Consider the following 26,846-nt stretch of genomic DNA (forward strand, 5'->3'; position numbering starts at 1 on the left):
GTCCTTTATTCAACATGGGCTTCTTCTCCTAGGCAATCGGTTTGGGCTCCAGGTTCGCCCGCAAAACCGCCTCATCGGTGATCGGCGCCTGGCAGGCGAAATTCTCGCATACATAGGCGGCCGCCTGGCCGTCGATCGGATTCTTGTCCCGCACCAGCGGGCACAATCGGCGAATCGCCTCTCCCTCTTCACCGCTCGGATGGAAGAGGATCAAATCGTCCGGCGCATACCTCCGCCGGCATTCCGCCAGCATCCGCTCCGCCTTCGGGTCGCCTGTGCTTCCGGCAATGACCAGCTCCCGGCCCGGATTCACGGCGGCATGGGCCGCTGCCAGCAGCAGCGAATGAGCGGTGGGCTGGGCATCCAGCTCTTCCCGGAACACCGCCGCAAGCCGCTCCGCCTTACGGGTCCAATCCTCCCGGTCCAGATAACGGGCGAGCTTATGGAGCACCAGCAGGGCGGCCGAGTTCCCGGACGGCATGGCTCCGTCATAGCTCTCCTTGGGCCGCATGAATAGCCGCTCGGCGTCCATCCCGGTGAAGAAGAACCCGCCGCCCTCCTCGTCCCAGAACAGGCGGAGCATCTCCGAAGCAAGCTGTTCCGCCCATTCCAGATGCTCCGCTTGGGCCGTCGCCTCGAACAGCTCGACGAGTCCCCAGGTCAGGAACGCATAATCGTCCAAATACGCGGGATATGCAGCCTCTCCGTCCCGGTAGCGGGCAAGCAGCCGGCCATCCTCCCGGACCAGCTTGGCTTGAAGAAACCGGACCGCCCGCGCGGCGGCTTCGCTGTATGCCGGCTCAGCAAATGCTTTGGCCGCCTTCGCCAGCGCCGCGATCATGAGGCCGTTCCACGCCGTCAGAATCTTATCGTCCTTGTGGGGATGGATTCTTCCTTCTCTCGCAGCGAACAACTTCTCCCGGGCAGCATTCAAGCGCGCCTGCGCCGCTTCTTCCGCCATCCCGTTCGCGCGGGCAAAATCCGAGAGCCGCAAGTGGATGAGGTTCGGAATGGAGGCTCCTTCGAAATTCCCCGCTTCCGTGATCCCGAACACCTCGCAGAAGAAGCTCCCTTCCTCCTCGCCCAGCACTTTCCGCACGCCTTCCGGCGTCCATACGTAGAACTTGCCTTCTTCGCCTTCCGAATCGGCATCCTCCGCCGAATAGAACGCCCCGCCTTCGTCCGTCATATCCCTCTGCACGTACTCGAAGATCTCGCGAACCGTTTCCCGGTAGCTCTCTTTTCCCGTCAGCTGCCACGCTTCCGTATAGGCAATCGCGAGGAGGGCGTTGTCGTACAGCATTTTCTCGAAATGGGGAACCAGCCAGCGCTCGTCCGTCGAATAACGGGCGAAGCCGAAGCCGATATGATCGTAAATGCCGCCTTGGCGCATGGCGTCGAGCGTGGTTTCCACCATGCGGAGCGCTTCGCCGCTGCCGGTTGCTCGCGCATAGCGGAGCAGCAAGGACAGATTATGCGATGCCGGAAACTTGGGCGCATCGCCAAAACCGCCGTATTCCGAATCGAAGGAGTGCGAATAACCCGAGAAAGCCCGCTGCAGCGCCTCGTTCACCCACTCGGCCGATAAGGCGTCTCCCTCGGCGGCGCTTGCCGCTCCGAAGTCTTCCAGCTGTTCGGCGGCGTTGTCGGCGGTTCGGCGGATGGCATCCGGATCTTCCTTCCATTTCTCCGCCAATCCGCCGAGAATGTCCATCAGGCCGTAACGGCCGTATTTTCGCCGCTTGGGAAAATACGTTCCGGCATAAAAGGGCTTCCTGTCGGGGGTGAGGAGAACGGTGAGCGGCCATCCGCCCTGCCCGGTCATGGCTTGGCAGACCGTCATGTACACCTGATCCACATCGGGCCGCTCCTCGCGGTCCACCTTGATCGCGATATAGTCTCGGTTGAGCAACTCCGCGACTTCCTCATCCTCGAAGCTTTCCCGCTCCATGACATGGCACCAGTGGCAAGTGGAATACCCGATGCTGAGAAAGACGGGTTTGTTCTCGCGTGCCGCCGTCTCAAACGCCTCGTCTCCCCAGGGATACCAGTGGACCGGATTATAGGCATGCTGAAGCAGGTATGGCGATTTCTCCTTGGCCAATCGATTGGCTATGCGTGGTGTGGTCATGGGCATCCCCTCGTTACGTCTTGAATTTAGGGTATTGCTAAAGTTAGTTTACCCAAAATTGGCAGGAGAGCGCTCCCATCTGACAGTTGATACAATACTCGTTGGTCATTAAAGCCAAAACTGTGCTGATTACAATGAGGGATAGAAATGATTGGACTCTTCTTATTTCCATTCTTGCTGTAAACTGAATCGAGAACGCTTATTTGTTGGAGGGTAATGAGATGATCGGAATTTTAGCCGGCATGGGACCTAAGTCGACGGGACCCTTTGTCGATAAAGTGGTCGAAGAGTGCCAATCCATCTATGGCGCAAAGCACGACATGGATTTTCCCCCTATGATGGTTTATTCCTGTCCGACGCCTTTCTATCTGGACAAGCCGTTGAATCACCAAGACATGGAGACGGCCATTATCGCCGGGGCGCAGAAACTGGAGAAAACCGGTGTGGATTTTATAGCAATGCCATGCAATACAGCGCATCTTTATTTTGACCAAATCGAACGTGCCCTTTCCGTTCCCCTAATAAACATGATCGACGAAACGGTCAGCCAAATCCCCAACCATTCAAAAAGAGTGGCGCTATTGGCTACCCACCCAACCATTCAGTCCGGAGTCTATCAAGCCGCTCTTTCGAAGATCGGCATTGAAGTTATCCATAAAGAGCATTGGCAAGGCTGTGTGAATCAAATGATAGCCCTCATAAAAGCGGGCCAGCTCAAGCAAGCGGTTCCATTCAGGGATAAATTATTATCCGAGTTGGCGAAAACGGTGGATACGGCCATTATCGCCTGCACCGATTTAAATGCCATTCCCGATCATCCCTTGGATTCGATCGGTTTGGTCGACTCGTCGACTTGCCTGGCACGGGCGGTCGTTCATCACCATTTGGCTAGGTTGAAATCCTAAGTTGATTTGTGACCATATGACAAGTTCATCTTACCCTCTGGTAAACGAGTCCGATGGCCCCCGATTCAAAGGTTTTGTTTTCGATTAGCTTAAGATTGAGCTTCCCTTTGAGGCCTTGGAATAACGGCAACCCCTTCCCGATCAGAACGGGAGAAACCGTAATTTTATACTCGTCGATTAAATCAAACTGCATGAGGTAGTGGGCGAACCGGGGACTGCCGAGGATGATCATATCCTTGCCTGGCTGCTGTTTGAGGTGACGGATCTCTTCCTCGACGTCTTCTTTCACGAGTCTGGAATTATTCCATTCGACTTTCTCCAGCGTGGTGGAAAACACGATTTTGGCTGTCTTTTCGATCCACTCGGCATGGTTCCGTTCATGCTGCGAAGCTGACGGGTTCGAAGGGACAGACGGCCAGTAACGGTGCATCATCTGATAAGTCCCGCGCCCCCAAATGACCGTGTCGGCCGTACTCAGAATTTGATCGGCGTGCTTCTCCAAATCCGCATCGTAGGAGACCCAGCCAATGTCCATTTCACCATTCGGCCCTTCTACAAAACCGTCAAGCGATGCGTGCAGAAATAGAACGAGTTTCCTCATTTTCATTCTCCTTTGTTCATGAGAGATGTCTTCGTTTACTACATTTTAGCATAACTCAACTTGGAATGATTCTTATGGCTTTCTGGTCCGTATCCAAAATCCGCAATTCACCCTGGAAAACATGTCCAATTTACCCGGTAGTTTCGGAAAGACGAACGCCTCATAATACAAATATGTAAGCGCTATCTTTTCCACTTATACCGGGTTCAAACTGGAGGTGACGCTTCCCGGGAATCGGTTGCAGGACGCAGCTTTTCAATAATAGTAAGGAGGTTATTCGATGAAAAAGAGATTCCGATTCATGACGGTAACGGCGCTTGCACTCGCAGCGATACTGGCCAGCGTCTCCGTCGTCTTTGCCGCGACTTGGTCATCCACGGAGAAATACGGAAATTGGTCCAACGGGGGATATACCGTCTATAACAACGTCTGGGGAAGCGGAGCCGGCGCTCAATCGATCTGGGCCAATTCCTACAGCAATTGGGGTGTCTGGGCTCAGCACCCGTCCACGGGCGGCATCAAATCTTATCCCAACAGCACCCGCGAAGTCGGCGTTGCCATCGGCTCGCTGAAGAGCGTTACCAGCAGTTTTAATGTCACCGTCCCCACCAGCGGCGCCGCCTTTGAATCCGCCTACGACATCTGGGCGGGCAACAACAATGCTTATGAAATCATGCTGTGGATGAACGCCTACGGCGGCGTAAAGCCGATTGCCGCGAGCTGGTCTTCCACCGGCGATCCGGTCGCTTCGTACACCAACGTTTCCGTCGGCGGCCACACCTGGAACGTCTACAAGGGCAGCAACGGCTCCAACGCCGTCTACTCCTTCGTCCGGACCGGCAACACCAACTCCGGCACGGTCGACGTGCTTGCCATCATGAACTGGATCAAGGGCAAGGGCTGGTTCGGCAACGAGACGCTCAACCGGGTGCAGTTCGGCTTCGAGATCACCTCGTCTCCGGCCGGGCTCAATTTCATGACCAACAGCTATTCCGTCAGCTACAGCAAATAACCGTCCGCCGTCCGGTATGCACCGATCTCCTTTCCCGATCATACATGGAGAGGGAAAGGAGGTCGGAATGCCCATGGGACACATTGCCTGCGATGAGGAAAAGGCGATCTTCCTGGCGACGGTCTGCTCGCAGACCTACGCGCAATACGCCGACCCCGGCGGCTCGTTCGTGCTGCCGCAAGGCTATGCGCTTCGCCATGTCATCTACGCAGCCTCGATCAACGCAGAGTGGGAACGGTTCGGGTTCATCCTGGAGTCGCCGGAGGAGATTCTCATCGCCTTTCGCGGCACGAGCTCGACGAGCGATTGGATCTCGGATGCCATCGCCCTCCAGGTCAGATGCCCGTTCCTGGCGAAGCGGACTCTGACGCACCGCGGATTCACTGCGATCTATGAAACGGCCCGCAATGAAATTCGGTCCGCCCTCGCCGGTCTTCCGGCGGAAAAGGCCGTAACCGTTACCGGCCACAGCCTTGGAGCGGCGCTCGCCACTCTCTGCGCGGCGGATGTAGCCGCGAATTCCGCTTGCTCCTCTCCCCGCCTGTTCACCTTCGGTTCTCCGCGCGTCGGCGATCCCGCCTTTGCCGATACGGTCGCCCGCCTGATCCCGGACAGCTTCCGGTTCGCCAACCTGTTCGATATCGTCACCTATGCCCCGCCTGCCGTCCTCCAGCTTCCCAAATCGGATATCCGCTACGAATACCGGCACGTTCCGGTTCTCTGTTCCCTCGCCTTCCAGAACGGCTCCTTCGGCCTTAACCACGTGATCGGCCGTTACTACGCCGAGCTGGCCAAACGGAATCCCCGTTATGCCCTCGCGCTTCAGGCGGAAAACCCCGGCCTTTGCCCGGAAGCCGGCGAGAATACGGCGGCTACGGCATGAACAGCCTTGAATGACAGGTCCCGTTTTATTGGATCGGAATGTCGACGGTCTCGTTGTAGACCTTCTTGGCAATGATGCCTTTGACGTACAAGGAATCCGGCTCCTCCTGCGTATCGAAGAGAAGCGTTCGCGTACTCACGAGGCGGCCGTCCGGTTCCTTCCGGTCCGTCTGATCGACGGTCTTCTGAAGGGGCACCTCTCCCGTCTTCGTTCCAAGCGACACGCCGTTCAGCAGCACATCCTCGTCCGTCTCGATGCGTACCTCCGTCCCTCGCTCGCTCCGGGTCAGGTTCGTAACGCGCAGCTCCCGGTCATCCAACGGGTAGGGCTCGGCCATCTCGGCGAGCGGGAATGCCTTGCCGATCGGCCGGTAGGAACGGAATTCCCTCAACACCAAACTGAGGGACTCGATCTTCTCCGGCAGAGCGTCGAAGCTGACGGTAAAGGTTCGTCCCTTCGCCGTATGGCTGATGCCGCTGCCCATCTGTTGGACGGGCCGACCATTGACGACCAGCTCGACATCGCTCATCGCCCGGTCCAACACCAGATCGTTCTCCACCCGCAGCGTGCCTTCGACCAGGGTCTTCGTCGGCGTGACCGTAAGGGAACGGAAGGTGATGGCGCTGCCGTCCATGCGAAGGGTCCGGTTGATCTTCTGCTCGATCCGGGTCGGCATCGCTTCGTCGGCGCGGTACGGAAAACTGACCTCCCCCCGCTTCCTCACGCCATTCTCCATTTCCTTCTTCCAATAGGTAAGCGTCAGCTTGCGGGCGAACGGACTCACCGGCTCGAACGTATAGATGCCCTTGAGCTCGGTGTGGTCCTCGTTCGGCTGCATGACGCCGCTCTGCTGGTTCGAATCGGTCAGGAAGCCGCTTAGCTTGGCGGGCTGAAACCATTCGGTCCCGTCGTCTCCCACCCCCTCGGGGCGTCTCAGCGTGTAGAACAGAATCAGTTGATTGGCATCCGATAGGATGCCGTCGATCGTCAGCTCCGCTCCGTCCTCCAGGCTCACCCTCCTGTCGAGCGCTTGGCCCTTGCCCTGCTCGTTCAGCTCCCGGATCGTTCCGTTTGTGATTTCGTCGAAGCCGAGGAGTTTCTTGCCATAGTAAGCCAACGCATTATATTGAAAGCTTGCCAACAGAACGATGGCCACAAGGACCGCAGCCGCCGCCCTTCCGGCCAACCGCCGCTTTCTCCGAAGGGGCGCTGTGTTGAGCGCCTTCCGGAGCCTCGCTTCCAACTCATCCGGAACGGGCACTTCGTCCAGACGCGATTTATCCCGGAGCAGCTCCTCCAAGTTATTCTCCATCTCCATCCCTCCCGTACAGTTCCCTCAGCTTGCGAAGGCCGTGGAAAATTCTCGATTTGACCGTTCCCGGCGAGACGCGGGTGATCTCGGCAATCGTCCGGTAATCCAAGTCGTGATAATACTTGAGCCGGATCGCCTCGTGCTGATCCTCGTTCAACCGGACGAGCAGCGTTTCCAGGTCAATCCGTTCTTCGGTTGTGCGGGCTTCGGCCCTACCGTCGACCCATTGATCGGTCCCCTCTGCGGGCTCGTCCCGAAGCGGCAGCAACCGTTTGCCGGTGCGGAGCGTCCGCTTGCATCGGTTAACCAGAATCGTCTTGCTCCAGGAATAGAAGGCTTCCTCCTTCCGGAGCCGCCCGATCTGTTCGAATAGCTTAACGATCATATCCTCCAGCGCATCCATGGCCTCTTCTTCGTTCCTCAGGTAAGCGTAGGCCAGCCGGTAATAGGCTTCTTTTTCCGCCAGGACGAGCTGCAGCAGGGCTTCCTTGTCTCCTTTCTTCGCTCTCTTGACCGCTTGCGTCACATCCATGTCTTCACCTCTCTTCCCTTAGAGCCTGGAGACAACCGAATCGTTCAATTCCGGGCCAAATTACTTTCGACCGCAAAAAAACGGAAGCGCGCCGGCTCCCGCCGTAACTTCCGTTCAGCATACCATACCTGCTTTGCCCTGATGTACAGAAAAAGAGAGCGCTTGACGATCAAAAGGCCCCCTCAGAGTCTTAAACTCTCTGAAGGAGCCCCTTAGCAGGTGAAGTCGAGTTAGTCCCCGATGAGCGTACCGGAGAAATTCTCGGGACCGACGCGGATCGTGCCAAGCAGGTTGGACGAGATGAAGGCCGTGTAGGTCAGTTGATCGGTGATCGGCGGGTTGAAATCCGTCGCATTGAAGGCGATGACCTGCGGCGCCAGCAGGCTGAGGTCGAAGGTGGAGGTCGCCGAGTAGACCACCGGGCTCGATATGGTCGTTCCTCTAACGATCGTAATCGTGATCCCGACCAGGGCCAAAGGAAGCTGCAGGCTGATCGTTCCGTTCAGTTGGACGCGCGGCGTTCCGGATACACCGGCCGTGTTGAGACCGATCTGGCCGAACAGCTGCGGCGTGTTGATGAGCAGAATCGGAACCGCGATGGAGTTGGCGTAGCTTGCATTCTGCGAGGTTCTTCCATCGATAAAGACTCCCAATGTTTTCACCTCCTTGCCTCGAATGCTTTATCCTATGACTCTTGTGCGAATCGGTGATAGAAAGAGCTAAAATATGTGAATATCTCGTAGATTCGTGTCAAGGGGAGCCGCCGATTTATATACTGAACAAAAGCGAAAATCGGTCCGTCCCGGACATCATCCTGACTTCGCATGGAACCGGACGAAGCAAAAAGGAGTAACGAAGCATGAATCCAAAGGTCTCCATCGTCATTCCCTTTTACAACTGCGTTTACGTCCAGGAAGCGATTCAGAGCGCGCTCGACCAAACCTATCCGAATATCGAAATCCTCGTGGTGGACGACGGCTCCACGGAGCACGCCAATCTGCTCTTGCCGTACAAAAAGCGTATCACCCTCATCCGCAAACCGAACGGAGGAACCGGCAGCGCGCTCAATGCCGGAATCCGCAAGTCGACCGGGGATTACATTGCCTGGCTCAGCGCCGACGATCGGTTCTACCCCGACAAGATCAGCCAACAGATGGACTATATGCTGGCCAATCAAGCGAAGATCAGCTTTACCGACTATGACCTGATCGACGAGAAATCCCAAGTCACCGACAAAGAGGTCTGTATCAAATACAGCACCGTGATCCATTTCTATCGGCATCTGCTGATCGGCAATCCCATCAACGGATGCACGGTTATCGTATCGCGCAAGCTCCTGAACAAGGTCGGCCTGTTCGACGAATCCCTGCTGTTCACGCAGGATTACGACTTGTGGCTGCGGATTATCCTGGCCGGGGAAGATTTTCATTACTTCAATGTTCCCACCGTCCAGTACCGCAAGCACGACGAGGCCGGAAGCATCCGCCACGTGGACCGAATCTATCCCGAGATCGATGCCGTGCAAGCTCATTACTCCAAGCGGCTGGAGCAGCTCATTGAAGCCCTGGTTCAAGCGGGCTTAGGGTGAGCCTTCGCAGGACGCGCTCGGCCTAGCACAGCAAAAAGTCCCCCCGCGGTTCCGGATAACCGGACGCGAGAGGACTTTTCAAGTTTTCCAGCGCTAAAGCATGCTTTGAAAGGCATGGCGGATGACGTCTCCGCGGCTGATGATGCCGACCAGCACCCTCCCGCGCTCCACCGGCACCTTCTTGATCCGCCGTTTGCCGAGAATGGCGGCGATCTTCTCGATATCCTCGTCCCAGGGGACGGTGATGACCTTTTTCTTCGCGATGCTCATCACATTCAGGTCCAGGACCTTGCGGGCCCGCTCCTCGAACTCGTCGTCGTCGCCCTTCAGGATAACCGTATGAAAATAAAAATCGACGATCAGGTCTTCGTGCTTCCCGAGACAGCGCATAATATCGCCGTCGCTGAGGTAGGCTACGATCTCATTGCGTTCATTGACCACCGGCATGCCGCTGATGCGGTACTTGATGCATTTTTCCACGAAGGAGCGAACCGTATCGGTCTCCTTTACTTTATAAACCTGTTGAATCATGATTTCATGGGCTTTCATTCTTTCACTCCGCACCGTCAGAATCAAGCCTTAGGCTCTGTTGAGAAGTATACGCTTTCCGTCAAGTCGCCGCAATTGGCTATATAGATTGAACTTATTCGTTACGCCTGCGCAGATGGAATGTCATTCCGATTCGCTGTTGATCCCAGATTTTCGGAATGACACGATTCTAGGGGAAATCCGGGATCAAAGGCGAACGCTTCGCTTCTTCACGACCTTCCTCTTCTCCGGCTTTCTTTTGTTCAATCTATATAACGAACGAATTCTGAGACCCGATGCCTCATGCAAAGGAGCCCGCCCGGTACGATGACTTTTGGACAGCGGCATGCTATTCTTTATTCATATGCACAAGGATTGGTCCTTCGCCTACCGCCTACATCGCAGCTCCAGGAGGTTCATCATGTTCCAAATTTCGGAAAAACAAGCTCAGGAAATCGTCGATAAAATGATGCAGGATATCCCGTACAGCATCAACATCATGAACGAACGCGGCATCATCGTCGGCAGCGGCAAAAAAGAACGGATCGGCACGGTCCATCAAGGAGCGGTGAGAGCCTTGACCACCGGCGAGATGGTGGAGGTCTGGGAAGACAGCCGGACGGAGAGGAAGGGAACCAACGAGCCGATCGTCATCGCGGGCAAGCGCGTCGGCGTGATCGGCATCACCGGCAACCCGGACGAGGTTCGCCCTTTCTGCAACCTCGTGCGGACGACGGTCTCGCTCCTGATCGAGCAGCGCATCGCGCTGGAGAGCCAGGCCAACGCCGCAAGCCGGAAGAAGGCGTTCCTGGAGATGCTGCTGAATCACCGCGGCCCCTATTCGCATAAGCTCGCCCGGGAAGCGGCGGAATACGGCTTGAACCTGCATCTGAAGACGACGGCGCTCGTGGTCCGGCAGCTTAAGCCGGACAGCGGACGATGGAAGCTGCCGCTGCAGACGCCTTCGTTCCCTCTGGAGGAAGGCAGCCTTCTCGTCCTGCTGCAGAACGCCCAAGATCCGGCGGCTATCCGGGCCGAGCTGGCCGCAAGCGATACCCGCGTCCTGGTGACGAGCGGCCTGGAGGAAAGCCGCGTCGCCGACAGCTATCAACAGGCGGCAGCGGCGATGAAGATTCTGCTTGCGTTGAAGCCGCCGGTGCGGACGGCGGCCTACGCGGAAGTCGAGTTCCTGGTCAAGCTGAGCCGCGCCGAGCTGACCGAAGGGCCGCTTGCTGCCGCCAAACTGGCGGATGCGCCGGATCTTCTGGAAACCCTGCGGAGCTTCATCTACTACAGCGGCAGCGTCCAGCACACCTCCGAGGCCCTCAACATTCACCGCAATACCCTGCAATACCGCTTGAAGCGGATCCACGCCTTGACGGGCAAGGACCCGCGGAACCTGCTCGAACTGTTCGAGCTGACGCATGGCCTGCTCGCGCTGTTCAAATGAGGGGATTCATCCCCATATTGCAAAGGCTGCGTTCCCTTTCGGGTTCGCAGCCTCTTCTTTACCGCTCGTTCAGCTTCAGAATGCGGGCGATGTTCTCGCAGGTCCGCTCGACATTCGCCGGACCCTCCGCCAGCAGCTTATCCAGCTCCGACGCGCCGGGCACGATGCCGAACACCGCGTCGATGCCCTCCGCATACAGGGAGTCGATGCCTTCGCCGATATAGCCTGCCACGGCGATGACCGGCTTGCCCGACTCCTTGGCGGCCTTCGCGACCCCGTACGGCGTCTTGCCGAACTTGGTCTGGGAGTCGATGCCGCCTTCGCCGGTGAACACCCAGTCCGCCTGGGCGATCCTTTCCCTCAGCCCGGTGTAGTCGGTCACGATCTCAATGCCCTTCTTCAGCACGGCGCGGGTGAAGATCAGCAGCCCCGCGCCGAGCCCCCCCGCCGCTCCGGCGCCGGGCAGCTCGCACACATCTTTGCCGAGCTGTTCCTTGACAACCGCCGCGTAATGATTGAGGTTGGCGTCGAGCTGCTCCACCATCTCCGGCGTTGCCCCCTTCTGCGGACCGAAGACGCGGGAAGCGCCGGTTGGTCCGCACAGCGGATTGGACACGTCGCAGGCCACAATCAGCTCGACCTCCCGCAGGCGCTCATCCAGGCCGGATACATCGATTCGCGCCAGCCGGGAGAGGCTTCCTCCGCCGGCTGGCAGCTCCCGGCCCTCCTCGTCGAGGAACCGGGCGCCGAGCGCGGCCGCCATGCCGGTTCCGCCGTCGTTGGTGGCGCTGCCGCCGATGCCGACGATAATCTTCTTGATTCCCTGCTCCAGGCATTCCCGGATCAATTCGCCGGTGCCGTATGTGGTGGTGATGAGGGGATTCTTGGTCTCTTTGGTGACCAGGTGAATGCCGCTGGCGGAGGCCATCTCGATCGCCGCCGTCGTCCCGTTCCCCAGAATCCCGTATTGGGCGGTTACCGGCTGCCCCAACGGGCCGGTAACCTCCTTGGTGCAGATCCTTCCTTGCGAGGCGTCCACCAGGGATTGGACTGTCCCCTCTCCGCCGTCGGCCATCGGCACATGCTCGAAGATGGCGTCGGGGAAGATTTTTTTGATTCCGTTTTCCATCGCTATGCAAACTTCCTTGGCCGTCATGCTTTCCTTAAAGGAATCCGGCGCCAGTACAAACCTTTTCTCTCTCATGGTCTCTCCTCCATGCATTTAAGATCAGAACAGGAACCCGTACACAATCGTCGCCACGACGGTCATCGTCCCGCCGACGATGGCTTCGTAAGGGATAAGTCCCATCCGCTGCTTGATGGTCATCTTCATGCTGTCCGCGGTGACATGGAAGTAGTTGCCCTGCGGCAGCGAGTCGATCACCGTCGCCCCGGTATGAACCATCACGGCCGCCGCGAGCGGAGCGGTGCCCATATCGAGGATGGCTTGACCGAAGGAACCGGTGGCCAGAATGACGCCGGTCGACGTCGATGCCGTCGCAGCCGCCATCAGAATACCGGAGATCGGAGCCAGGAAGGTGCCGGAGATGCCCGCTTCCTTAATCAAGGATACCACTTGGGCGGACAGATCGGAGGCGGAAATGAGCCCCGCGATGCATCCCGCGCCGATCAGAATCAACACGGTCGCCGTCATTTTGTTCAACCCGGCCGCAGTGTACGCCAGCGTCTTGTTGCCTTTGCCCATGGCCAGCAATCCGATGATGCCGGCGATCGGCAGAATGTAGAGGGCATCCACCTTGAAGTTGGCCAGGGCCGAGATGCCCGAGATGGAGCCGATCGGATTGATCATGAGCAGAACGACTGCCACAAGGGGAGCCACGATCGCTTTGCCGAGCGGCGGATACTTGGTCGTGTCCATCTGAACGTTCTTGGCTTCGTCGGCCGTCACCTTGATTCCTTTGTTCTTGATCAGCGAAGCCACGATCACCGTGACGATCAGGCCGCAGACGGCCGGGATGAAGCCGGCCAGCATCACCTGGCTGAGATCCAGGTTGAAGCCGCGGGCCGCCGCGATGGTGTTGGGGTTCGGGGAAATGATGTTCCCCGCTTTGCCCCCGCCGGACAGTGCGAGCAGCAGCGCCACCTTGGAAATGCCGGTCTTGCTGCCGACCGACAGGGCGATCGGAGCGACGATGAGAACGGCTACCGGGATGAAGACGCCGACCGCCGTAATGATCATCGTGGCGAGCGCCAGCGCCAGGATGGCTTTATTGCCGAACTTGCGGACAATCGCCTGGGCGATGGTCTCCGCGGCTCCGGATTCCATCATGACCCCGGCGAGGACGCCGGCGGCCAGGACGCGCAGCACCGTGCCCATGACGCTTTGGGTACCGCTTACAAGAACACTCACCGTCTGTTCGAGATTCGCACCGCCGATTAAAGCGCCTACAATCGCGCCGACCATCAGTGCGTAAGTGGGATTCAGCTTGCGCAGGATGAGGATGATCGCAATCGCCAGCCCCGCAATCGCCCCATACCAACCAATCGTTAAACCGCTCATGATGTTTTGCCCCCATGGATAGATTCTGAACACGCTTTCAGTATAACGGCAATTTCAAACCGTGGATATTGATGAACGGACGAAATGTCTTGTGCACTTGAACAATCGTTTCGTATCCGTACCTCCGTGTATTTTTGCATCGGAGGCCGTTCTTCATACCAAGATCAAGAAAGAGCTCAGATTTATGAAAAAAAGGATGACGCCGCTTTTCGCGGACATCATCCTTTGGGCTTGAACATGTGGTTGACGACCGTCATGCGACGCCCCACCGCGCGCTGGGAGCTGCGCGCGGTGCTTGTCGCTCGATGATCCGGCAAAGCGCCGAACCTGATCCCGCTCGCATTTCCGGAACACCTCAAGCAGACCCGCACTCCTTTACCAGCCGAGCGGCCGGTCGCGGAGCTCCTCCTGCCACCACTGCCTGAGCCGATGCAAAACCTCCGGCCGCAGCCCTTCCCCGCTTGCAGCCAGATTGTCGCGAAGCTGCCGGGAATCCCGCATGCCGGGAATCACGGTCGCCACCTCGGGATAAGCCAGAATGAACCGCAGCGCCGAGATCGACAGCGGAACCGCTTCCCCGACGATGGACTTAACCGCGTCCACCAGCTCGGATCGCCGCTCGATTTCCTCGGACGACCACCGCCGGCGAACCCCTTCGAAGCGGCTGTTCCGTCCGAACTTGCCGGACAGCCAGCCCGAATCCAGCGGCACCTTGACGATGAGGGCGATCCCTTTATCCCGGGCCTCGGCGAAGGCCTCCGCCGTTTCCTGATGAAAGAGATTAAACATAACCTCCAGAACGCCGACTCCCGGATGCCGCATAGCCTCCCGCATGTCCCGGCTGGAATCGACGGACGCACCGTATGCGAGCAGCTTCCCTTCTCGCTTCAGCTCTTCCAACACTTCGTAATGCCCGTACTTGCCATCGAGATAGTCGAAGGGCGGATTGTGCAGCAGCAGCGAATCGACATGGTCCGTCTGCAGCCTCAACAGGCTCTGCTCCAAGGACTCGCGAATCCGCCCGGCCGAATAATCCGTCCCGCCCTCGGCGCTGTGTCCGAACTTGGTATTAAGGACCACCCGCTCCCGGCTGCCGCGCAATGCTCTGCCGAGCAGCGTCTCACTGGCTCCGCTCCCGTAATTGGGCGAGGAGTCGAAAAACCGGACACCAAGGTCGACCGCTTCCCGCACGAGAGCAATCGCCTCCTCATCCCCCATTCCCGCCCAATCGCGATCGTTGCCGAGCTGCCAGGCTCCAAAGCCGATCTCCGAAACCCGCTTGCCCGTTCTTCCGTAAGGTCTGGTTTGCATGAGTGCTCCTCCCGGTCTCTTGTTCTTACCTTTCGTCTCTTCTACTCTTCCCGTCTATTCTATCCGATAAGGCCGCCCTCCGGCGCCTCATTCCTTTCGCTATTCCTTTCGCTATTCCTTTCGACGGCTGAAGACTCCCAGGAGCGGGAGCAGCAGCGCCGCCGCGGCCGTCAGCGAGGCGCGCAGGGAATAACGCTTTCCGATCCAGCCCACGAACGGACCGCCCACGGTTTGACCGAGCGCATCCGACTGACTGACCAGCGACAGCACGGTCGCCCGGCTGCCGCTGTCCAGATTGCGGTTCATCCAGGTATCGAGGAAGGGGCCGTTCAGTACGCCCGCGAGCTGGATCAGCAGCAGCGCCGGGAACGCCCAGAGGGGGCCGGGTGCAAAGGCAAAAGCCGCGATCGCTCCGACCCGGACCGCGGTCAGGACAAACAAGCCGCGGAACACCGTCCGCTCCTGTCCGAAATCCAACCGGGCTTCGATGCTGCGAATGGCCAGCAGCCCCAGGATGGTAGTCGCGGCTGCGATAACCCCGAGCCACACCGGCAAGGACCAACGGATGCCGCCGGGGAACCCGATATCGCGAATCAAGTGGGCCTGCCACAGCCGGTCGTATCCTTCCGACGCCGCTCCGCTGAAGAGGGAAGCGCCGAGCAGCAGGAGCAGCACGGGATGCCGACGCGCCTCCCGCACGCCGCGTACCCAGCTTCCCGCCACGGCCTTCCAGGCGGAGCTTCCGGCATGGGGCTTCGGTCGATGCGTTTCCTTCATCTGCCGGAGCAAAACTAGACCCAGTACCACGTACAAACCGCCTCCGACCAGATAGGGCAGGTTCGGGGCAAGGGCGGACAGCCCGACGCTGACGGGAATGCCGATCAGCGATCCGATCAGCCCCATCCGCTTGGCGGAGAGAAAGACCGCTCCTGCGTGCTCTTCCCCCACTTCGTCCACCATCCAGGCCGAATCGGCACCGCTGATGAAGGTATAGCCGATGCCGCAAATTGACTGCGATACCAAGATCCAGAAGAAGGCCGGAATCCAGGAAACGGCTCCGCCGAGCCAAAGCGCCCCGCCTTCGATCACGAACCCCGCTCCCAGTACGAACAGGCCGATCAGAACCGACAACCGGCGGCTGTAGGCATCGGCCAAAGCGCCGGTCAGCCCTTCGAAGACCAGCACGCTTCCTTCCAGGATCATCCCTACCAGCAGAAGCTGAAACGGATTCAGATCCAGGGCCACCACTTGATAAACCGCATAGGTCGTAAACATAATCGAGCCGGCCAGGCTCGTCGTCAAGCTCATGGCTTCGTAGATCCGGGCTGCCTTACCGTTAATTCTCAAAGATGATCCACCTTTCGAGGGCCTATGTACTTTCAACTTTGTCGGTTTGGCCCTGCTTATCAGGTTTCATTGTAAGAGTCCAGGCCGTTCGCACGCCACGGAGAAAACGGATATACCCATCTTTAACCCAGCTCGAGAGCCCGAACGCCGCCCCCGCCCTGCATGCCGCAAGAGTGCAGCCCGAGTCTGCCTACGGCAAGAGCGCAGTCCGAGTATACCCTCGGCTGCGCTCCTGCGTTGGCTTCAGTCAATGAAATCTGGAATGCTTCGGTTAAGCCCGCTGACGGCGGGTCATGACGTCGAAGATGACCGCCAGGGCGAGCACGCCGCCGCGGATCATGTACTGATAGGAGATACCGACGCCGAGCAGGTTCATGCCGCTGGACAAGGAAGCCATGACGACCGCGCCGATGATCGAGCCCGTCACCTTGCCGACGCCGCCCGCCGCCGATACGCCGCCGACGTAGGCGGCTGCGATGGCATCCAGCTCGAACAAGGTACCCGCGGTGGTGGTGGCCGATTGGAGCCGTGACGTGAACAGAATGCCGGACAGTGCGGCAAGCATGCCCATCGAGCAGAAGACGAAGTAGGTGATCTTCTTGACGCTGATCCCGCTCAGGTGAGCCGCCTCCGGGTTGCTGCCGACTGCATAGATATGACGGCCGATAACCGTGGAAGAGGTCAAGAAGTGATAGATGACGACGACGGCCAGGACGATCACGACCGTCCAGGAGAAGCCGTTGTAGCCGGCCAGTATCCAGGTGATATAGGCGATGACCGCCGAGATCAGGAGCAGCTTGACCAGGAACATGCCGTTCGAGATAACCTCGAATTGATACTTCAGCTTGTTGTTGCGTTTGCGGAATTCAAAGAGGATAAACAGGACGATGATGGCCGCGCCGACGATCAGCGACAGCACATTCAGACCGCCAACGCGGGCGAGTGCCGGAATGAAGCCGTTGCCGATGGCATTAAAATGCTCGTCCTTGACGATGATCGTACCCGTCTTCTCGGTGACCCGCAGGAGCGCGCCGCGGAAGATCAGCATGGCGGCCAGCGAGGCGACGAACGATGGGATGCCGAGCTGGGCGACGAGGAAGCCGTTGAACAAGCCGACGATGATGCCGAGCACCAGGATCGCCGGGATGGTAATCCAGACCGGCACGCCGGCCTGCGTCAGCAGAATCGCCGCGATCGCGCCCATGAACCCGGCGGCGAAGCCGACCGACAGGTCGATGTGCCGAATGACGATCACGAGGGTCATGCCGACGGCGAGCACGGCGATGTAGCCGGTGGCGTCGATCAGGTTGCTGATGTTGCGTGAGGACATGAACAGGCCGTCCGTCAGGATCGAGAAGGTCGCCATGATGACGATTAAGGCGATGTACATGCCGTAATCGCGGATGTTTTCTTTGATCAGCTTTTTGCTTTCGTTTAAGAGATTCACCGCTTATGCCCCCTACTCCGTTGCGAGTTTCATGATTTTCTCTTGATCCGCTTCCGCCGCCGCCAGCTCGCCCTTGATCCGGCCTTCGGCCATGACGTACACCCGGTCGCTCATGCCGAGCACCTCGGGCAGCTCCGACGAAATCATGATGATGCTCATGCCCTGGTGGATCAGCTTGTTCATGATCGTGTAAATTTCGAACTTCGCGCCGACGTCGATCCCTCGCGTCGGTTCGTCCAGGATGAGCAGACTTGGACCCACGAACAGCCACTTGGCGAGCGACACCTTCTGCTGGTTGCCGCCGCTTAGGTTACCGACGAGCTGCTCCACGGACGGAGCTTTGATATTGAGCGAGGCCTTGTATTCGGTTGAAATCTTAACCTCTTCGTTCATGTTGAGGATGCCGACGCGCGAAGAGATTCCATTTAGATGGGCGGCGGTGATGTTCTGCTTGATATCCTGAATTAGGAACAGGCCGTCTCCTTTGCGGTCTTCCGTCACATAGGCGATGCCCGCGTTCATCGCGTCCTTCGGGCTGCGGAAGTGCCGCTTCTGGCCGTTCACCCACAGCTCGCCGCGGAGCCGGTATCCCTTCGGATTGCCGAAGATGCTCTGGGCCAGCTCCGTGCGTCCCGAACCCATGAGCCCGGCAATGCCGACGATTTCGCCTTTTCGCACCTGAAGGTTCACATTCTTGACGATATCGCGGCCCAGCTTCGGATCAAACGCCGTCCAATCCTTGATTTCGAGTATAGGGTCGCCGAAAGAGCGCTCCGCCCGCTTCGGGTAGATGTCGTCGATTTCCCGGCCCACCATGTTCTTGATGATGACCGATTCCGAGATTTCGTTCTTCGCCGCGTCCAGCGTGCAGATCGTCTTCCCGTCCCGCAGGACGGTCGCCTTGTCGGCGATGGAGATGACCTCCTTCAGCTTGTGGGAGATCATGATGCAGGTGATGCCCTGCTCCTTCAGCTCCCGCAGCAGGTTGAGCAGGTTTTCGCTGTCGTCCTCGTTCAGGGCCGCCGTCGGTTCGTCCAGGATGAGCAGCTTGACGTCCTTGCTCAGCGCCTTGGCAATTTCCACGAGCTGCTGCTTGCCCACGCCCAGGTCCTTGATCAGCGTCTCCGGGTTGACGGAGAGCTTGACCTTGCGCAGCATGTCGTTCGCTTTTGCGATGGTTTGGTTCCAATCGACCACGGAGCCCCGCTTCACTTCGTTGCCGACAAAGATATTTTCATAGACCGAGAGGTCCGGGAAGAGCGCGAGCTCTTGATAGATGATGGCGATGCCGGCTTTTACGCTGTCGGTGATCTTGGAGAAGCTTTGAACCTGCCCTTCGAACAGGATGTCGCCCGTGTAGGTGCCGTAAGGATAGACGCCGCTCAGCACTTTCATCAGCGTGGACTTGCCGGCGCCGTTCTCTCCGATCAGGCAGTGGATTTCTCCTCTCTCCACCTTGAAGTTCACGTTCGAGAGGGCCTTCACGGCTTTGAATTCTTTGGTAATGTTCTTCATTTCCAGGATGGTTGAATTCATTTCAAAGGCTCCTTCACAAGCAAGTTGAGAAAAGAGCGGAATAGCGGCGGACGAATCCGTCACTATTCCGGTTCCTAGGCATGGGGCTTATTTCAGGCCGGTGAAGTCGCTTGCTTGGTAATAGCCCGAATCGACCAGGGCCGCCTTCACGTTGCTTTGATCCACGACGATGACGTCGGTCTGCTTGGCCTTGACGTCGACCTTGCCGTTGTTCTGCACCCCGGTGGTATCCGGCGTCTTGCCGTCGAGCAGGCTGACCGCCATGCCGTTGGCATCCTTGACCAGGTTGCGCACATCCTTGAACACGGTCATCGATTGCTTGCCGTCGATGATGTACTGAATGGAAGCCTTCTCGGCGTCCTGCCCGGTGACGACGAAGCTCTTGATGTCCTTATCCGAGGCAAACACGTCGGCGATGGAGCGCGAGGTACCGTCGTTGGGAGCCAGGATCGCCACGTCGCCCTTCAGGTCGGCGGCGGCGGAGGTCAAGTGCGTCTGAGCCTTGTTCTTGGCTTCGTTGGGGTCCCAGTTGGTGGTAACTTGGCTGATGATCTTGCTGTACTCTTCGCGCTTCAGGTCCTTCTGCTGGGAGAGGGTTACCGCTTCGCTGGAGTTGGCGATCTTGAAGGTGCCGTCGGCAATCTTCGGCTGGAGCACTTCCCATGCGCCCTGGAAGAACAGGAAGGCGTTGTTGTCGGTTGCGGCGCCGGCGTACAGGTACAGCGGCTCGCCCTTGCCCTTGGCGTGGTCGATCAGGTACTGGCCTTGGGCTTTCCCTACGGCAACGCTGTCGAAGGTTACGTAGTAGTCTACCGCGTCGGTATTGGTAATCAGACGGTCATAGGAGATGACTTTGACGCCGGCCGACTTGGCTTTTTCCGCTGCGGCGGCGGCGGCATCCCCGTCCTGCGGGCAGATGATGAGCACCTTGATGCCTTTGGCGATGAGGGCGTCGACGTTTTCCTTTTCCTTGGCGGAAGAGCCTTGGCTGAACAGGATTTCGGACTTGTACTTGGTGGCGCCGAGCGCGTCGGTAAAGCGTTTTTCGTCCTGCACCCACCGCGGTTCGTCCTTCGTCGGAAGCACAATCCCCACGTCTACCTTGGAGCCGCTGCCGTTCTTGCCGCAGGCCGCGACCATGACGGTCAGCATCAGGATCACGAGCACATACGGAATCGCTTTCCAAGTCTTTCTCATTACTGAATCCTCCCCTATATGGTTGATCGATTCTTGCATAACCGATGTTACACCCCTCCCCCTTTCGCCAGAATAGAAAATCCTCATGCCTTTCTTCGATATTCTCATCAATTCAGGAGCCGAACGGCAAAAAGCCGCTCCGGCGCGCATAGGCGGCCAAAAGCGGCGGGTCGATCGGGTGATCTAGACGGAATACGTTCTATTGAGAGGGAAGCGGTCCTTCCCGGGCGGACAAATACGCGGCGACGGCTTCCTCCGCTTCCTGCGGACTCGCGGCCTGGAAGGTCACCAGCTCGGGAAACCCGTAGCGGTTCGCGGAAAATTCATACCGGGGATCGTAATAGTAGCGAAGCAGCAGACTTGCGGCGTTCGCATAGCGCTCCTCCAGCAGGCTGCGCTCGATCTCGGCCGCCACCGGAATATGGATGCGGTCCTTGATGTGGCGGAAGGCGGCGAGAGATTCCTCCGCATGCTCCTGCGGCCGGTAGTCCGCCAGGATCTGCTCCACCCGAGCTTCCAGAGGAAGCTCGATCCGGATCTGCACGGCCTGCTCCATCCGTTCCGCCAGGAACGGCGGAACGACGATCCGTCCGATCCGCTTGCTCTCCGCTTCGAGCAGCAGGTAGGGCGAGTCCTGCCAGCGCAGGAGCTCCTCCAGCAGCAGGCTGTCGAAGGTCTTCTGGTTATGCGGCTTAAGGCCGATCTGGCCGAAGACCGAGCCGCGGTGGCCGGCGAGTCCTTCCAGATCGATGACGGGATAGCCCCGCTCCTTCAAGCGGAGCAGAAGCGCCGTCTTCCCCGTTCCCGTCAGTCCGTGGATGACGTAGGGACGGGACGAGAGCCGGAAGCTCTCCAATGTCTGCACGACCCAGTTGCGGTAAGCCCGGTATCCTCCGTTCAGCCGGTAGAGATGAATGTCCATCAGCGAAGCGACCGTGGCCGCCGTGCGGCTGCGCATGCCGCCGCGCCAGCAGAATACGGCCTTGTCGCCGGGAACGGAGGCCAGCTCCTTCACAAAAGCGGGAAGCTTGGCCGAGACCAGCGCGAGTCCGCGCTCCTTTGCCGCTTGAACGCCGATCTTGGCATAGAGCGTGCCGACCTCCGCCCGCTCGCCGTCGTCGAAGAGCGGAATATTCACGGCTCCCGGAATGGTCGCGTCGGCGAATTCGGAGGGAGACCGCACATCGATGAAGGACACCGGCTTCGGCCGGGTCCGAGCTTCTTCTATGGTGATATCCTGGAACACCCTTGCACACTCCTCTGTTTGCCCTGCGCAGGCCATGTCAACCCGCTGCGGCCGGCGCAAGGCTTTCGGTCAGCGTCCCGCCGCCGCAACCCGAATCTCGCCGGGATGCTCGGCCGTGACTTCGCCGATCAGCGCCGCTTCGACGCCAGCGGCTAGCAGCTTGGCGAAGAGCTCGTCGCAATCTTCGGCGGCAACGGAAATCAACAGGCCGCCGGAGGTAACGGCATCGCAGAGAATGTAACGGCCGACTTGGTCCAGCTCCTCCGGAAACCGGATGCTGCCTTCCAGGTGGGCGAAGTTGTTCTTCGTTCCGCCCGGAACGAAGCCGTTCTCGGCCAACTCGCGGACACGCGGCAGCACCGGTACGTCCTCGTGCCGGATCACGAGGCCGACACCGCTGCCCTTGGCCAGCTCCGAGGCGTGGCCGAGCAGGCCGAAGCCGGTGACGTCGGTGCAGGCATGGACCCGGTAAGGCTCCATGACCTCAGCCGCCGTCTTGTTGAGCGTGGTCATCACCGAGGTGAGCCGGCGGACCTCCTCCTCCGAGAGCTGATCCTTCTTGATCGAGGTGGTCAGGATGCCGACCCCGATCGGCTTGGTCAGGATCAGCCGGTCGCCCGGCTTCGCCCCGGCGTTCGTCCGCACCCGGTCGGGATGAATGAGTCCGGTGACGGCGAGCCCGAACTTGGGCTCCTTGTCGTCGATGGAATGCCCGCCGACCAGCGTGGCTCCCGCTTCCCTCACCTTATCCGCCGCACCGCGGAGGATGTCGGCGAGGATGCTCTTGTCGAGCGTCGAGATCGGAAAGGCGACGATGTTCAGCACCGTCAGCGGCTTGCCGCCCATGGCGTAGATGTCGCTCAGCGCGTTCGCCGCCGCGATCTGGCCGAAGGAATACGGGTCGTCCACGATCGGGGTGAAGAAATCGACGGTCTGCACGAGCGCCAGCTCGTCCGACAGCCGGTACACCCCGGCATCGTCGCTCGTATCCAGCCCCACGAGCAGGTCGGGATTGGGCTCGGCCGGGGGAAGGCTGCGAATCACCTGCATCAGATCGGCCGGTCCGATCTTGCAGCCGCAGCCGCCTTTGGAAGAGAGGGAAGTCAGTTTAACCGGTTCGGTAGGGGACATGCCCGTTTCACTCCTTTTTTGCATAGGCTTTAAGCGCATCTTCCTTCCATTGTACCAAAAACCGCACCAATGCGCTCTCCCCGGCGGTCGGATCGCTCTCCCGGTCTGTTCGTGACGGCATTCACAATATCTCCACAGTCGAAACGTGGCAAATTCTGTAGAATGAATGGGTATGTGCCATTCGATCCATAGGGGGATTTTGTCAACGTGAACGAAGGAAAGCCTTCCGTCAAACCGGAGACCGTCTCGGTCACCACCGCCGATCCGTCCGCCATCGGACTGTTCGGACTCGCCATGGTAACCCTGGTCGCATCCAGCCAGAAGCTGGAATGGACGACCGGCGTATCGGGCATTATTCCTTGGGCGATTTTTCTCGGAGCCTGCGCCCAGCTGTTCGCCTGCTTCGGCGATTCGAAGCGCAACAACACCTTTGGAGCCACGGCGTTCGGAGCGTATGCGTTCTTCTGGCTCGGCGTCGCCTTCACCTGGATGATCAAGCTCGGCGTGTTCGGCTCGGAGATGGCCGGCCAATTTGATCCCAAGCAGCTCGGCTTCGCCTTCCTCGGCTACCTGATCTTCACCGTCTACATGACGATCGGCGCCATGGAAGCGAACAAGGTCCTGTTCGTCATCTTCTTCCTGATCATCTTCTTGTTCCTCGGCCTCACCTTGAACGCCTTCGGCATCGCCGAAGACGCCAGCCACAAGCTCGCCGCGGTCGCCGAATTCCTGATCGCGCTCGCTTCCTTCTACGGCTCCGCCGCATCGGTGCTCAATACCCACTTCGGCCGGGTCTTCCTGCCGATCGGCAAGCCGTTTGGCTGGTTCAAAAAATAATGTAAAAAGCCGGACGATAAGGGGAACCCCCGATCGGCCGGCTTTTTCGATTCACGCGCGTCCCGCTTCCGGGACTCCCCTATGTACGTTGTCCGTTACTCCGCCTCAGTACGCGGTCCAACCGCCGTCCGCCGTGACGATGGCGCCGTTCACGAAGCTGGAGTCGTCCGAAGCGAGGAACAAGGCGACCGCGGCAATCTCGTCGGGCTTGGCGTTGCGCGGACTTAAGTTTCCGCCGGCCATCGCCCGCTCCATGCCGAAGGAGTCCGGCGCGGTGATGGAATTGCCGATATTGGTCTCCACCGAGCCGGGCGCGATGCCGTTGCAGCGGATGCCCTTTCCGGCGTACTGGAAGCCGACATTGCGGGTAAAGCCTACCGCCGCATGCTTGGAGGCCGTGTAAGCCGCACCGGCGCGGGAGCCGAACAAGCCGCCGACGGAGACAATGTTGATGATATTGCCCTTGCCCTTGTCCAGGAAGATCGGCAGCGCTTGACGGGTGGTCCGCATCGGGCCGGTGGCGTTGACGGCGAAGACCTTCTCCCACAGCTCATCCGTCATGTCCTTGGCGGAGACGAAGTTGTCGAGAATTCCGGCGTTGTTGACCAGAATGTCCAAGGTACCGAACTGATCCACGGAGGCTTGAATAAGCGCCTGCACTTCCTGTTCATTGGTAACGTCCGTCCGCTGGGCAACGGCTTCTCCGCCCGCTTGGCGAATTTCCGCCGCCGTCGCCTCCGCCGCATTCCCGTTGATGTCCGACACGATGACCTTGGCCCCTTCCGCCGCGAAGCGGATGGCGATCGCTTTGCCCATGCCGGAGCCCGCTCCGGTCACGATGGCCGCTTTGTCCTGCAGCTTCATCTTCTCGTTCCTCCTGTCTGAAGTTCACACCCTGACAAGTATTCCCAAACAAACAAAAAACCTTTACCCAATAGGCAAAGGTTTGAAACAAGCGCAATCCTGGCCGGATCAGACTTCGATCCCGCGCAGGGCGGCCAGACCGAGCGCAAGCGAGCCGGCTAGACCCGCGTTGTCCCCGAGACCCGGAGGCACGATGTAATCGTCCAGCTCCTCCGTCAGCGCCCGGGCGCTGACGTAGCCGTTCAAATTCCTGCTCACTTCGTTGCGAATCAGCGGGAAGAGCTGCTCCTGCTTCATGACGCCGCCGCCCAGAATGACTTTCTGGGGAGACAGCAGCAGGATGGTATTCGCAATGGACTGGGCCAGGTAATACGCTTCGAGTTCCCAGGCCGGGTGATCCTTGGGCAGCTCGCTGCCCTTGACGCCCCACCGCTTCTCGATGCCCGGTCCGGCTGCCATGCCCTCCAGGCAATCGCCATGGTACGGACAGACGCCGGCGAACGCATCCTCCGGATGGCGGCGGGTCAGCACATGCCCTCCTTCGGGATGAACCAGCCCGTGTACCAGGCGTCCCTGAGCATAGACCCCTACGCCAATTCCGGTTCCTACCGTGTAATAGACGCAGCTTGATTGCCCCTTTGCCGCACCCCAGATGGCTTCGCCGTAAGCGGCCGCATTTACGTCCGTATCCCAACCGAACGGCACGGGATATGCCGCCTTGAGCGCTCCAAGAAAATCGTATCCGTTCCAGCCCGGTTTGGGCGTTGTGGTCACATGCCCGTATTCGGGGCGGGTCCTGTCGACTCCGAGCGGACCGAACGATCCGATGCCGATGGCCGCCACCCCTTTATCCCGGAAATAGTCGATCACCTTGGGAATGGTGATTTCCGGCATTTCCGTCGGAAAGCTTATCCGGTCCTCGATAACCCCCTGCTCATTGCCGTACCCGCAGACAAATTTCGTGCCTCCGGCTTCCACTGCTCCTATGCGCATGTTACCGTTCCTCCTCTGTCATCCTCGCCGCCGTTATTGGGCCGATTCAAGCCATGGTGCATTTGGATTATACCATCCCCTATGAACCGTTTCCATGGAGGAACGGAGCCGATGGGTAACCGAAGGATTCCGTCACAAAAGCTCCACAATTGCTGCCGTTTTTCGCCCGTGGCCTTTTCTTCCCCTTCCCGCTGTGCTTTAATGGGGAAAAATCCATGCAAAGGAGCTGACGCATGTGCAAGTCTCGTCCTTTCTTTTGCCGAAGGAACAGGTCGCCTATCTAATCTCCTCGTGTACCCTGCTGGAAGCGGTCCATGAACTCGAACGGCACCAATACACCGCCATTCCCATTCTCGACGAAGCCGGAACGTACATCGGCACCTTGTCCGAAGGGGATCTGCTCTGGCATATGAAGCACACGCCCGGGCTCAGCTTCGACACGATGAACGGGGTTCCGCTCGCCGCCGTCAAGAAGCGCTTCCAGTTGGAGAGCGTCCGGATCGACGCGAACATGGAAGACATGCTGAGCCTCGCCGCCGACCAGAACTTCATTCCGGTGGTGGATGCTGCCGGGCTGTTCCTCGGCATCATTCGCCGCAAGGACATCATCGCCTACTACAACAGCAACATCATGGACTGAAGGGAGGCGCGACCATGACCCGCAATCCGCTCAAGAACAACGTAGACCGCTTCACCGGCTTCAGCGGGCTGTACAACGACAACCGCCCGGCCGCCCCGGCCGAGGTCGTGCGGATGGTGACGCGCTACCTCGGCGGGCGTCCCGGGCTGGTCGCCGACGTCGGCTGCGGTACGGGCCTGTCCAGCTTCGTCTGGCTCGGCCAGGCCGACCGGATCGTCGGCTTCGAGCCGAACGGCGACATGCGCAAGCAGGCCGAGGACCGGCTGCTCCGCGAAGGCGATCCGGCGTCGCTGCGCTTCCTGCCGGGCTATTCCCACGAGCTCGCGCTCGCCGACGGCTCCGCCGATGCGGTCACCTGCTCGCAGTCGTTCCATTGGATGGACCCGGAGCCGACGCTGCGGGAGTTCGCCCGCGTGCTGCGGCCGGGCGGAGTCTTCGCCGCATACGACTGCGACTGGCCGCCTGCCTTCCATGCGGACATCGAGAGCGGTTACCTGAAGCTCCAGGAAGAGACCGAGCGGCTGCTCGGGGAGTTGCCCGAGCAGGACGGCCTCGCCAAGAAGTGGGACAAAGAACGGCACCTCGAGCGTATCCGCCGCTCCGGCTTGTTCCGCTACGCCCGGGAGGTCGTTTTCCACCACTGGGAGCCTTGTACGGCCGAACGCTACGTCAACCTGGCGCTCAGCCAGGGCGGGCTGCAGACCGTGCTGCGCGAAGCGCCGGGCAAGCTCGATCGCGCCATCGCCGAATTCCGCCGAATCGCGGAGACCGCCTTTGCCGGCGAGTCCGCCGAGGTTCTCTTCTCCTACCGCATGCGGCTCGGGGTGAAGTAAG

25 protein-coding genes are annotated in these 26,846 nt (G+C 59.3%); 8 read left to right on the plus strand and 17 right to left on the minus strand.

From position 1 onward, the window contains the following. Nucleotides 1-28: 28 nt before the first annotated feature. On the minus strand, nucleotides 29-2,131 hold the full coding sequence (locus ACSEXS_RS09745; protein ID WP_438432958.1) for a thioredoxin domain-containing protein: 2,103 nt from the start codon (nucleotides 2,129-2,131) through the stop codon (nucleotides 29-31). Between the two features lie 221 nt (nucleotides 2,132-2,352). On the opposite strand from ACSEXS_RS09745, the gene ACSEXS_RS09750 reads away from it, so the two are divergent. Further along, complete coding sequence (locus ACSEXS_RS09750) at nucleotides 2,353-3,036, plus strand: aspartate/glutamate racemase family protein (protein WP_438432959.1); 684 nt, start codon at nucleotides 2,353-2,355, stop codon at nucleotides 3,034-3,036. Between the two features lie 25 nt (nucleotides 3,037-3,061). On the opposite strand, the gene ACSEXS_RS09755 is transcribed toward ACSEXS_RS09750, so the two are convergent. Continuing rightward, nucleotides 3,062-3,637 carry a dihydrofolate reductase family protein gene (locus ACSEXS_RS09755; protein ID WP_438432960.1) on the minus strand — a complete coding sequence of 192 codons (576 nt, stop codon included), beginning with the start codon at nucleotides 3,635-3,637 and terminating at the stop codon, nucleotides 3,062-3,064. Between the two features lie 280 nt (nucleotides 3,638-3,917). Here ACSEXS_RS09755 and ACSEXS_RS09760 point away from each other — a divergent pair, with 280 nt between their 5' ends. Then, on the plus strand, nucleotides 3,918-4,649 hold the full coding sequence (locus ACSEXS_RS09760) for a GH12 family glycosyl hydrolase domain-containing protein (protein ID WP_438432961.1): 732 nt from the start codon (nucleotides 3,918-3,920) through the stop codon (nucleotides 4,647-4,649). A 73-nt stretch (nucleotides 4,650-4,722) separates the two neighbouring features. Further along, entirely contained in the window at nucleotides 4,723-5,532 is an 810-nt protein-coding gene (locus ACSEXS_RS09765; RefSeq protein ID WP_438432962.1) for a lipase family protein, read from the plus strand. Nucleotides 5,533-5,557: 25 nt separating this feature from the next. Here the strand turns inward: ACSEXS_RS09765 and ACSEXS_RS09770 are convergent, their stop codons facing one another. From ACSEXS_RS09770 to ACSEXS_RS09780, 3 genes are all read right to left on the minus strand, one after another. Further along, on the minus strand, nucleotides 5,558-6,844 hold the full coding sequence (locus ACSEXS_RS09770) for a DUF4179 domain-containing protein (RefSeq protein ID WP_438432963.1): 1,287 nt from the start codon (nucleotides 6,842-6,844) through the stop codon (nucleotides 5,558-5,560). Then, nucleotides 6,834-7,376 (minus strand): sigma-70 family RNA polymerase sigma factor, encoded by a 543-nt coding sequence (locus ACSEXS_RS09775; protein WP_438432964.1) that lies wholly within the window; start codon nucleotides 7,374-7,376, stop codon nucleotides 6,834-6,836. Before ACSEXS_RS09775 ends, ACSEXS_RS09770 begins: the two co-directional genes overlap by 11 nt. 230 nt (nucleotides 7,377-7,606) lie before the next feature. Then, nucleotides 7,607-8,029 carry a hypothetical protein gene (locus ACSEXS_RS09780; protein WP_438432965.1) on the minus strand — a complete coding sequence of 141 codons (423 nt, stop codon included), beginning with the start codon at nucleotides 8,027-8,029 and terminating at the stop codon, nucleotides 7,607-7,609. 206 nt (nucleotides 8,030-8,235) lie between these two features. Between ACSEXS_RS09780 and ACSEXS_RS09785 the strand changes: the two genes are divergently transcribed. Further along, complete coding sequence (locus tag ACSEXS_RS09785; protein WP_438432966.1) at nucleotides 8,236-8,964, plus strand: glycosyltransferase; 729 nt, start codon at nucleotides 8,236-8,238, stop codon at nucleotides 8,962-8,964. 93 nt (nucleotides 8,965-9,057) lie between these two features. On the opposite strand, the gene ACSEXS_RS09790 is transcribed toward ACSEXS_RS09785, so the two are convergent. Then, nucleotides 9,058-9,513, minus strand: coding sequence for a CBS domain-containing protein (locus ACSEXS_RS09790; RefSeq protein WP_438432967.1), 456 nt, complete (start codon nucleotides 9,511-9,513; stop codon nucleotides 9,058-9,060). 400 nt (nucleotides 9,514-9,913) lie between these two features. On the opposite strand from ACSEXS_RS09790, the gene ACSEXS_RS09795 reads away from it, so the two are divergent. Next, complete coding sequence (locus ACSEXS_RS09795; RefSeq protein ID WP_438432968.1) at nucleotides 9,914-10,942, plus strand: CdaR family transcriptional regulator; 1,029 nt, start codon at nucleotides 9,914-9,916, stop codon at nucleotides 10,940-10,942. Between the two features lie 58 nt (nucleotides 10,943-11,000). On the opposite strand, the gene ACSEXS_RS09800 is transcribed toward ACSEXS_RS09795, so the two are convergent. From ACSEXS_RS09800 to selD, 9 genes are all read right to left on the minus strand, one after another. Beyond that, entirely contained in the window at nucleotides 11,001-12,146 is a 1,146-nt protein-coding gene (locus ACSEXS_RS09800) for a glycerate kinase family protein (RefSeq protein ID WP_438432969.1), read from the minus strand. A 24-nt stretch (nucleotides 12,147-12,170) separates the two neighbouring features. After that, the gene (locus ACSEXS_RS09805; RefSeq protein WP_438432970.1) at nucleotides 12,171-13,463 is read right to left on the minus strand and encodes a GntP family permease; all 1,293 of its coding nucleotides are present in this window, start codon (nucleotides 13,461-13,463) and stop codon (nucleotides 12,171-12,173) included. 375 nt (nucleotides 13,464-13,838) lie between these two features. Then, nucleotides 13,839-14,774 (minus strand): aldo/keto reductase, encoded by a 936-nt coding sequence (locus ACSEXS_RS09810; RefSeq protein ID WP_438432971.1) that lies wholly within the window; start codon nucleotides 14,772-14,774, stop codon nucleotides 13,839-13,841. Nucleotides 14,775-14,885: 111 nt separating this feature from the next. After that, complete coding sequence (locus ACSEXS_RS09815; protein WP_438432972.1) at nucleotides 14,886-16,121, minus strand: MFS transporter; 1,236 nt, start codon at nucleotides 16,119-16,121, stop codon at nucleotides 14,886-14,888. 271 nt (nucleotides 16,122-16,392) lie between these two features. Beyond that, entirely contained in the window at nucleotides 16,393-17,511 is a 1,119-nt protein-coding gene (locus ACSEXS_RS09820; protein ID WP_438433125.1) for a sugar ABC transporter permease, read from the minus strand. Nucleotides 17,512-17,580: 69 nt separating this feature from the next. After that, a complete protein-coding gene (locus ACSEXS_RS09825) occupies nucleotides 17,581-19,104 on the minus strand; it encodes an ATP-binding cassette domain-containing protein (RefSeq protein ID WP_438432973.1) in 1,524 nt (507 codons plus the stop codon). Between the two features lie 87 nt (nucleotides 19,105-19,191). Beyond that, nucleotides 19,192-20,301 (minus strand): sugar ABC transporter substrate-binding protein, encoded by a 1,110-nt coding sequence (locus ACSEXS_RS09830; RefSeq protein ID WP_438432974.1) that lies wholly within the window; start codon nucleotides 20,299-20,301, stop codon nucleotides 19,192-19,194. A 199-nt stretch (nucleotides 20,302-20,500) separates the two neighbouring features. Next, nucleotides 20,501-21,547, minus strand: a complete 1,047-nt coding sequence (mnmH, locus tag ACSEXS_RS09835; protein WP_438432975.1) for a tRNA 2-selenouridine(34) synthase MnmH — start codon at nucleotides 21,545-21,547, stop codon at nucleotides 20,501-20,503. A gap of 69 nt (nucleotides 21,548-21,616) precedes the next feature. Beyond that, nucleotides 21,617-22,678 (minus strand): selenide, water dikinase SelD, encoded by a 1,062-nt coding sequence (selD, locus tag ACSEXS_RS09840; RefSeq protein ID WP_438432976.1) that lies wholly within the window; start codon nucleotides 22,676-22,678, stop codon nucleotides 21,617-21,619. A 207-nt stretch (nucleotides 22,679-22,885) separates the two neighbouring features. On the opposite strand from selD, the gene ACSEXS_RS09845 reads away from it, so the two are divergent. Further along, nucleotides 22,886-23,515 carry an acetate uptake transporter gene (locus ACSEXS_RS09845; RefSeq protein WP_438432977.1) on the plus strand — a complete coding sequence of 210 codons (630 nt, stop codon included), beginning with the start codon at nucleotides 22,886-22,888 and terminating at the stop codon, nucleotides 23,513-23,515. Between the two features lie 105 nt (nucleotides 23,516-23,620). Here ACSEXS_RS09845 and ACSEXS_RS09850 read toward each other — a convergent pair whose 3' ends face one another. Further along, nucleotides 23,621-24,379: an SDR family oxidoreductase gene (locus tag ACSEXS_RS09850; RefSeq protein ID WP_438432978.1), complete on the minus strand. Its 759-nt coding sequence runs from the start codon at nucleotides 24,377-24,379 to the stop codon at nucleotides 23,621-23,623. A 108-nt stretch (nucleotides 24,380-24,487) separates the two neighbouring features. Further along, nucleotides 24,488-25,372, minus strand: coding sequence for an ROK family protein (locus ACSEXS_RS09855; protein ID WP_438432979.1), 885 nt, complete (start codon nucleotides 25,370-25,372; stop codon nucleotides 24,488-24,490). A 235-nt stretch (nucleotides 25,373-25,607) separates the two neighbouring features. On the opposite strand from ACSEXS_RS09855, the gene ACSEXS_RS09860 reads away from it, so the two are divergent. Both ACSEXS_RS09860 and ACSEXS_RS09865 read left to right on the plus strand, forming a co-directional pair. Then, nucleotides 25,608-26,012, plus strand: coding sequence for a CBS domain-containing protein (locus tag ACSEXS_RS09860; protein ID WP_438432980.1), 405 nt, complete (start codon nucleotides 25,608-25,610; stop codon nucleotides 26,010-26,012). Between the two features lie 14 nt (nucleotides 26,013-26,026). After that, entirely contained in the window at nucleotides 26,027-26,845 is an 819-nt protein-coding gene (locus tag ACSEXS_RS09865; RefSeq protein WP_438432981.1) for a class I SAM-dependent methyltransferase, read from the plus strand. Nucleotide 26,846 lies beyond the last annotated feature (1 nt).

Source organism: Gorillibacterium terrae, from assembly GCF_051594785.1.
GTDB lineage: Bacteria > Bacillota > Bacilli > Paenibacillales > NBRC-103111 > Gorillibacterium.

Excerpts from the sequence above, each read along its gene's own strand:
- ACSEXS_RS09825 (WP_438432973.1), bottom strand. The coding sequence starts at position 19,104 with ATGAATTCAACCATCCTGGAAATGAAGAACATTACCAAAGAATTCAAA.
- ACSEXS_RS09855 (WP_438432979.1), bottom strand. The coding sequence starts at position 25,372 with ATGCGCATAGGAGCAGTGGAAGCCGGAGGCACGAAATTTGTCTGCGGG.
- ACSEXS_RS09790 (WP_438432967.1), bottom strand. The coding sequence starts at position 9,513 with ATGAAAGCCCATGAAATCATGATTCAACAGGTTTATAAAGTAAAGGAG.
- ACSEXS_RS09745 (WP_438432958.1), bottom strand. The coding sequence starts at position 2,131 with ATGACCACACCACGCATAGCCAATCGATTGGCCAAGGAGAAATCGCCA.
- ACSEXS_RS09820 (WP_438433125.1), bottom strand. The coding sequence starts at position 17,511 with ATGTACATCGCCTTAATCGTCATCATGGCGACCTTCTCGATCCTGACG.
- ACSEXS_RS09795 (WP_438432968.1), top strand. The coding sequence starts at position 9,914 with ATGTTCCAAATTTCGGAAAAACAAGCTCAGGAAATCGTCGATAAAATG.
- ACSEXS_RS09865 (WP_438432981.1), top strand. The coding sequence starts at position 26,027 with ATGACCCGCAATCCGCTCAAGAACAACGTAGACCGCTTCACCGGCTTC.
- ACSEXS_RS09830 (WP_438432974.1), bottom strand. The coding sequence starts at position 20,301 with ATGAGAAAGACTTGGAAAGCGATTCCGTATGTGCTCGTGATCCTGATG.
- ACSEXS_RS09755 (WP_438432960.1), bottom strand. The coding sequence starts at position 3,637 with ATGAGGAAACTCGTTCTATTTCTGCACGCATCGCTTGACGGTTTTGTA.
- ACSEXS_RS09775 (WP_438432964.1), bottom strand. The coding sequence starts at position 7,376 with ATGGATGTGACGCAAGCGGTCAAGAGAGCGAAGAAAGGAGACAAGGAA.
- ACSEXS_RS09850 (WP_438432978.1), bottom strand. The coding sequence starts at position 24,379 with ATGAAGCTGCAGGACAAAGCGGCCATCGTGACCGGAGCGGGCTCCGGC.
- ACSEXS_RS09785 (WP_438432966.1), top strand. The coding sequence starts at position 8,236 with ATGAATCCAAAGGTCTCCATCGTCATTCCCTTTTACAACTGCGTTTAC.
- ACSEXS_RS09765 (WP_438432962.1), top strand. The coding sequence starts at position 4,723 with ATGGGACACATTGCCTGCGATGAGGAAAAGGCGATCTTCCTGGCGACG.
- ACSEXS_RS09760 (WP_438432961.1), top strand. The coding sequence starts at position 3,918 with ATGAAAAAGAGATTCCGATTCATGACGGTAACGGCGCTTGCACTCGCA.
- ACSEXS_RS09805 (WP_438432970.1), bottom strand. The coding sequence starts at position 13,463 with ATGAGCGGTTTAACGATTGGTTGGTATGGGGCGATTGCGGGGCTGGCG.
- ACSEXS_RS09750 (WP_438432959.1), top strand. The coding sequence starts at position 2,353 with ATGATCGGAATTTTAGCCGGCATGGGACCTAAGTCGACGGGACCCTTT.
- ACSEXS_RS09800 (WP_438432969.1), bottom strand. The coding sequence starts at position 12,146 with ATGAGAGAGAAAAGGTTTGTACTGGCGCCGGATTCCTTTAAGGAAAGC.
- ACSEXS_RS09770 (WP_438432963.1), bottom strand. The coding sequence starts at position 6,844 with ATGGAGAATAACTTGGAGGAGCTGCTCCGGGATAAATCGCGTCTGGAC.
- selD (WP_438432976.1), bottom strand. The coding sequence starts at position 22,678 with ATGTCCCCTACCGAACCGGTTAAACTGACTTCCCTCTCTTCCAAAGGC.
- ACSEXS_RS09810 (WP_438432971.1), bottom strand. The coding sequence starts at position 14,774 with ATGCAAACCAGACCTTACGGAAGAACGGGCAAGCGGGTTTCGGAGATC.